Here is a 5,846-nt window from a genome sequence, read left to right as displayed (position 1 = left end):
GATCTACACCCATGTCGACAGCCGCCGGCTGGTCGAGCTGGTCAATGCCCGGCACCCGCTGGGCGAGGCGCTGGCACAAGTGCCCCACCGAAACCGGTAGGGGACCGGCCCGTGATTCCGCACCTGCGTTGACGCGAAGCGCGGCGCCCGGTAGCGCGGCGCGCATGACGACATTCCTCGACTTCGAGAAGCCGATCGCCGAGCTCCAGGGCAAGATCGACGAGCTGCGTAGCGCCGCCCAGGGCGGCGACGTGGACATCGCCGCCGAGATCGCCCCGCTCCAGGCCAAGTCGGACAAGCTGCTGCTCGACACCTATGCCAGGCTGACACCGTGGCAGAAGACGCAGGTCGCCCGCCATCCCGAGCGCCCGCATTTCAAGCACTATGTTGCGGGCCTGATCGAAGACTTCATGCCGCTGGGCGGCGACCGCGCCTTTGCCGACGACGCCGCGATCATCGGCGGGCTCGGCCGGTTCCGCGGCCGCCGGGTGATGGTGATCGGCCATGAGAAGGGCGACGACACCGCCAGCCGGCTCAAGCATAATTTCGGCATGGGCAAGCCCGAGGGCTATCGCAAGGCGATCCGCCTGATGAAGCTCGCCGATCGGTTCGGCATCCCGGTGATCACGCTGGTCGACACCTCGGGCGCCTTTCCGGGCGTCCAGGCCGAGGAGCGCGGCCAGGCCGAGGCGATCGCGCGCTCGACCGAGACCTGCCTGTCGCTCGGCGTGCCGCTGGTCGCCTCGATTCTCGGCGAGGGCGGCTCGGGCGGCGCGGTGGCGCTGGCCGCGGGCAACCAGGTGCTGATGATGGAGCATGCGGTCTATTCGGTGATCTCGCCGGAGGGCTGCGCCTCGATCCTGTGGCGCACCGCCGACAAGGCCGCCGACGCCGCCGAGGCAATGAAGGTCACCGCGCAGCACCTGAAGGAACTCAAGGTGATCGACGGCATCGTGCCCGAGCCGCTGGGCGGGGCGCATCGCGCACCGGGTCAGGCCGTGCAGGCGCTGGGCGATGCGATCGAGAAGGCGCTGGCCGATCTCGCGACGATGTCGCCCGAGTCGCTGCGCCAGGCCCGCCGCGCCAAGTTCCTGGCGATGGGCCGCCTCTGAAAACGGAAAAGGGGCCGACGCGGTGCGCAGCCCCTTTCTTCAACCGGCAGGAACAAGTCGGCTTACGACGCCTTCATGTTCGTGCTGACATTGGTGAAGGTGTTGTTGAGGCTGGAGCCCAGCCCCTGCATCGCGGCGATCGCCGCGACGGCGATCAGCGCGGCGATCAGGCCATATTCGATCGCGGTCGCGCCCTTGCGGTTCGCCACCAGCTTGCGAAGCGTCTTCATCCGAAGCCCTCCTTCTTCAAAATCGTGCGGACGGAGATGCCCGGCAGCGCCTCCGTCCCCTTGTCTCGAAATCCGGGCTTACGAAGCCTTCATGTTCGAGCTGACGTTGCTGAAGGTATTGTTGAGGCTGCTGCCCAGACCCTTCATCGCAGCGATCGCGGCAACGGCGATCAGCGCGGCGATCAGGCCGTACTCGATGGCCGTGGCGGCCTTGGAATTCTTGATGAACTTGCGAATCTTAAGCATAGCCGTCTCCATCGTCCCAGAAACTTCAAACACCGGCCCGTCGGGGATCCGACGCGACCAGAAGACCCTAGAGAAGAGGGGTTAAGAACCGACTAAATCGCAAGCTTACCGAATGGTTTACGCGGCTTAGTGACCGGCGTCCTGCACCTGCTGGGAAACGTTGTTCCACATCGACGTCGCGGTATTGCCGAACAGGCTGAGCGCGCCGACCATCGCCAGCACGATCATCGCGATGATCAGCCCATATTCGACGGCGGTGGCGCCGCGGTCGGCACGGGAAAGCGCACGCAGGGCGTGGATCAGGGCTCGCATCGACAACCAATCTCAGTCAATAAACGCCGGGAATAGTGTCAGGATTTGGTTGCGAAGTGATTAGCGGGACAGGGGCGGTGCGCGAGACGCGGCCGATGCTGCTGGTGGTGGCAGCGGCAATGATCGCGGACGGGCGCGTGCTGGTGCAGCAGCGGCCGGAGGGCACGGCGCTAGCGGGCCTGTGGGAATTTCCCGGCGGCAAGATCGAGCCCGGCGAAACCCCCGAGGCCGCGCTCGCCCGCGAGCTGGACGAGGAACTGGGCGTCACCGTCGACCCCGCCGCACTGGTGCCGCTGACCTTCGCCAGCGCGCCGCTCGCCGACCGGCACCTGGTGCTGCTGCTCTACCGGCTGGATCGCTGGGAGGGCGTGCCCGAAGCCCGCCACGCCAGCGCGCTGGCCTGGGCGGACATGGCGGCGCTGCGGGGGCTGCCGATGCCGCCGGCGGACCTGCCGTTCCTGGAGGTGCTGGCGCCGTTGCTTGGGGGTGGGTAGTTTCAGAAACGCGTGTTGAGGGTTGACGATGTCGGCTGATGGGACTTTGTTGCCATTCCCGAATGAGCCGCTGAGCGGCAGGTTCTGATGGAACCCGCCGCTCATAGTGTAACGGGGCCATCTGCGTTCGCTAGCCATATCACCCGAGTGGTAATCTTTGCCTTGACCCTGTAGTTGCTACAGGCCCTATGAGGCGCCCCGAGATCGTAAGTCTGATCGAACAGGGGTTGGCATTGAAGTCTGGTTCTCGAACGCACCGACCGGCAAACTACGTCCTGCTCTCACTTCTCTTGGGGGCTGCATGGCCCGCGACGACCTATGCGCAGGCAGATACCGACGCCGACGGGGAAGAAGAGCCCGAGATCGTCGTGCAATCGACGCGGACAGGCCGCCGCGTTCAGGACGAGCCGATCCGTGTGGATGTGGTGAACCGGGAGGAGATCGAGGAAAAGCTCCTCATGCGGCCGGGCAACATCGCCATGCTGGTCAGCGAAACCCCCGGCGTCAGGGTCCAGACCACATCGCCCGCCTTGGGTGCTGCCAATGTGCGTATTCAGGGCCTGAAGGGCCGATATACACAGATCCTCGCCGATGGCCTGCCGCTCTACGGCGGACAGACGCCCTCCATCGGCCTGCTTCAGATCCCACCTACCGATCTGGGTCAGGTGGAAATCATCAAGGGCGCCGCATCGGCCCTCTATGGACCTTCGGCCCTTGGCGGCGTCATCAATCTGGTGTCGCGCCGACCGGCGAGCGAACCACAGGGAGAGTTACTGCTGAATGCGACAAGTCGGAACGGCCAGGATGTCACGGCCTACGCCGCCTCGCCGATCAGCGACACGCTGAGCGCGTCGATCACGGCAGGCTATGATCGGCAGAGCCGCCAGGAACTCAACGATGATGGTTGGGCGGATATGCCCGGCTTTAAGCGCTTCACCGTCCGGCCACGGCTCTTCTGGGATGGCACTGACGGATCGAAGGCGCTGCTGACGTTCGGCGCGATGGCCGAACAGCGTGACGGGGGCACCATGCCGGGCGCCACCGCGCCGGATGGGCAACCTTTCGTGCAGGCGCAGCGTAGCCGTCGATATGACTTCGGCCTGGCGGCAGAGACGCCGCTGGAAGGCATCGGTGCACTTCACCTGCGCGCGTCCGCCGTGACCCAGTCCCATCGCCATCGCTTCGGCGACGTCATTGAGAATGACCGGCATCGGACCGGTCTGGCCGAGGCATCGGTCGGCGGTGAGGCTGGCGCGACCACATGGCTGGCGGGCGCGGCCATCCAGACGGATGATTATCGCTCAAAGGTCTATTCTGCCTTCGACTATAGCTACACCGTCCCCTCGCTCTTCGTTCAGGGGGAGCATAAGCTGGGTGACAGTCTGACCCTTGCGGGAAGCGCACGATGGGACGGCCACAGCGATTATGGTTCACGCATCAGTCCACGCCTGTCGGCTCTCTATAAGCCGAGACCGTGGACGATCCGCGCGTCGCTTGGACGCGGATTCTACGCGCCGACGCCATTTGTTGAAGAGGTTGAGGCCAACGGCCTTTCGCGCGTCGTGCCCTATGCCAGGTTGAAGGCCGAGGTGGCGGACAGCGCCTCGCTTGATTTCGGCTATGCGCACGGTCCGTTGGAAGCCAATGTCAGCCTGTTCGCGTCCAACATCGACAATGCCGTGCAACTCCAGATGGTCGATGCCAGTCACGTTACCCTCATCAACGCCACCGGCCTGACGAAGACGCGAGGCGCCGAGGTATTGCTCCGCTACCGCTGGAACGCGGTGACACTGACCGGCAGCTATGTTCACGTCGATGCGAGAGAGCCTGACCCCGATGCTGCGGGTCGCCGCATAGTCCCCTTGACACCCCGCGACAGCGCCGGGCTTGTTGCGATGTGGGAGAAGCATGGGCGCGGGCGTTTCGGGATCGAAGCCTATTACACCGGGCACCAGTCACTGGACGACAATCCCTATCGCACTCGCAGCCGACCCTATGTCCAGCTCGGCGCCATGGGCGAGCTCGTCCTCGGCAAGGTCAGCCTTTTCCTGAACGCCGAGAACCTGCTCAATGTCCGGCAGACCAAATTCGACCCGTTGCTCCTGCGCAACCGCGCGCCGAGTGGGGCATGGACGGTCGACGCATGGGCGCCGACCGATGGCTTGGTCCTCAACGGGGGTGTGCGGTTCCGGTTTGGCGGGGAGTAGCATGACTGTGGTCGAGGCTTCTCAATTCCAGCCATGCCTGGCGAATGATCTGCCAGCCGCCCGAGACGCCAAGACCGGCCAGCACCGACGCAACGGCGATATCGGGCCATGCGGTGCCGGTGCCGAAGACGCCCAGTGCAGCCGCGACCACTGCGATGTTCCCGATTGCGTCGTTGCGCGAGCAGATCCAGACCGACTTGCGGTTGGCATCGCCCTCCCGGTGCCGCCACAGCATCACGGCGCAGATCAGGTTGGCGACGAGCGCGAGAACGCCGACGATTCCCATGGTCTCGGCTGTGGGCAGCGTGCCCTTGGATGCCATCCAGGCCATGCTGCCGATGACCCAAACGCCTAGGAACAGCAGCGATATGCCTTTGGCGAGGGCCGCGCGGGCGCGCCAGCGCAGCTCAAGCCCGGCAACACCTAGGCTGATGGCATAGTTGGCCGCGTCGCCCAGAAAATCGAGCGCGTCAGCCTTGAGCGATGCTGATCCTGCCGTGACGCCGGCGACGATTTCGACACCGAACATCCCGGCGTTGATGATCAGCGCGATCCAGAGCGCGCGGCGCCAGACGCGATCGTCTGTCTTTCCGCCATTGTCGGGTGTTCCGCCGCAGCAGCCGCCAGCCATGTGCCATCACCTTTTCACGTCGATGACAGGCTATATAGTGCCTGTAGCAACTACAGGGTCAAGAGCATGGCGTTGACGATTGGAGAAATGGGCAAGGCCACAAACACGAAGATCGAGACGATCCGCTACTATGAGCGGATCGGCCTGCTGCCAAAGCCCGCGCGAACGTCGAGCAACTACCGGGACTATGGGCAGGCGGAGCTTGGCCGCCTGTCATTCATCCGGCGCTCTCGCGACCTCGGCTTCTCGCTGGATCAGGTGCGCGCGCTACTCGGCCTTTCCGACGACAAGAACTGCGACTGTGCTGGGATTGATCGTATCGCCCACCAGCATCTGGTGGAGGTGGATCGCAAGATTGCTGACCTCCAAGCGCTGAGAAGGGAATTGAAGGCAGTGATTGACTCGTGCGACGGAGGAACTGTCGCTGAATGCCGCATTATCGAAGCTCTGGGGCCGGAAATATCTACATGATCGTCGGCTCTCGGGCGGATTGTGTTGAAAAAGGCGGCTTCGAGCGCCGTTTGGCATAATGGCTGAGCGCCGCTGACGAGCAAGCCCGGCGCTTACTGCGCTCCGGCTATGGCCGGCATCGGGATAAGCTTGGCGAGCTTTCG

At 64.4% G+C, this 5,846-nt stretch carries 8 protein-coding genes and 1 pseudogene; 5 read left to right on the top strand and 4 right to left on the bottom strand.

Annotation, left to right across the window (positions count from 1 at the left end):
* Positions 1–100, top strand: a pseudogene (locus CA234_RS25110) (recombinase XerD); the annotation flags it as partial.
* A gap of 64 nt (positions 101–164) precedes the next feature.
* The gene (locus CA234_RS23740; RefSeq protein ID WP_125973539.1) at positions 165–1,112 is read left to right on the top strand and encodes an acetyl-CoA carboxylase carboxyltransferase subunit alpha; all 948 of its coding nucleotides are present in this window, start codon (positions 165–167) and stop codon (positions 1,110–1,112) included.
* Between the two features lie 62 nt (positions 1,113–1,174).
* Here the strand turns inward: CA234_RS23740 and CA234_RS23735 are convergent, their stop codons facing one another.
* The 3 genes from CA234_RS23735 to CA234_RS23725 form a co-directional block, all read right to left on the bottom strand.
* Positions 1,175–1,342, bottom strand: coding sequence for a Flp family type IVb pilin (locus tag CA234_RS23735; RefSeq protein WP_125973537.1), 168 nt, complete (start codon positions 1,340–1,342; stop codon positions 1,175–1,177).
* A gap of 78 nt (positions 1,343–1,420) precedes the next feature.
* Entirely contained in the window at positions 1,421–1,588 is a 168-nt protein-coding gene (locus CA234_RS23730) for a Flp family type IVb pilin (RefSeq protein WP_126002914.1), read from the bottom strand.
* Between the two features lie 126 nt (positions 1,589–1,714).
* A complete protein-coding gene (locus CA234_RS23725; protein WP_125973533.1) occupies positions 1,715–1,900 on the bottom strand; it encodes a Flp family type IVb pilin in 186 nt (61 codons plus the stop codon).
* Between the two features lie 95 nt (positions 1,901–1,995).
* Here CA234_RS23725 and CA234_RS23720 point away from each other — a divergent pair, with 95 nt between their 5' ends.
* Together CA234_RS23720 and CA234_RS23715 are read left to right on the top strand one after the other, a co-directional pair.
* Positions 1,996–2,394, top strand: a complete 399-nt coding sequence (locus CA234_RS23720) for a (deoxy)nucleoside triphosphate pyrophosphohydrolase (protein WP_126002915.1) — start codon at positions 1,996–1,998, stop codon at positions 2,392–2,394.
* Between the two features lie 188 nt (positions 2,395–2,582).
* On the top strand, positions 2,583–4,601 hold the full coding sequence (locus CA234_RS23715; RefSeq protein ID WP_126002913.1) for a TonB-dependent receptor: 2,019 nt from the start codon (positions 2,583–2,585) through the stop codon (positions 4,599–4,601).
* On the opposite strand, the gene CA234_RS23710 is transcribed toward CA234_RS23715, so the two are convergent.
* Positions 4,564–5,232 carry a cation transporter gene (locus CA234_RS23710; protein ID WP_126002912.1) on the bottom strand — a complete coding sequence of 223 codons (669 nt, stop codon included), beginning with the start codon at positions 5,230–5,232 and terminating at the stop codon, positions 4,564–4,566. The genes CA234_RS23715 and CA234_RS23710 overlap by 38 nt on opposite strands.
* 66 nt (positions 5,233–5,298) lie before the next feature.
* On the opposite strand from CA234_RS23710, the gene CA234_RS23705 reads away from it, so the two are divergent.
* Positions 5,299–5,703, top strand: coding sequence for a helix-turn-helix domain-containing protein (locus CA234_RS23705; RefSeq protein ID WP_126002911.1), 405 nt, complete (start codon positions 5,299–5,301; stop codon positions 5,701–5,703).
* The last annotated feature ends 143 nt before the right edge of the window (positions 5,704–5,846 follow it).

Source organism: Sphingomonas sp. ABOLE, from assembly GCF_003950455.1.
Classification (GTDB): domain Bacteria; phylum Pseudomonadota; class Alphaproteobacteria; order Sphingomonadales; family Sphingomonadaceae; genus Sphingomonas; species Sphingomonas trueperi.
Note: the sequence above shows the minus strand (reverse complement) of the source record. Positions and strands in the feature narration are given on the sequence as shown.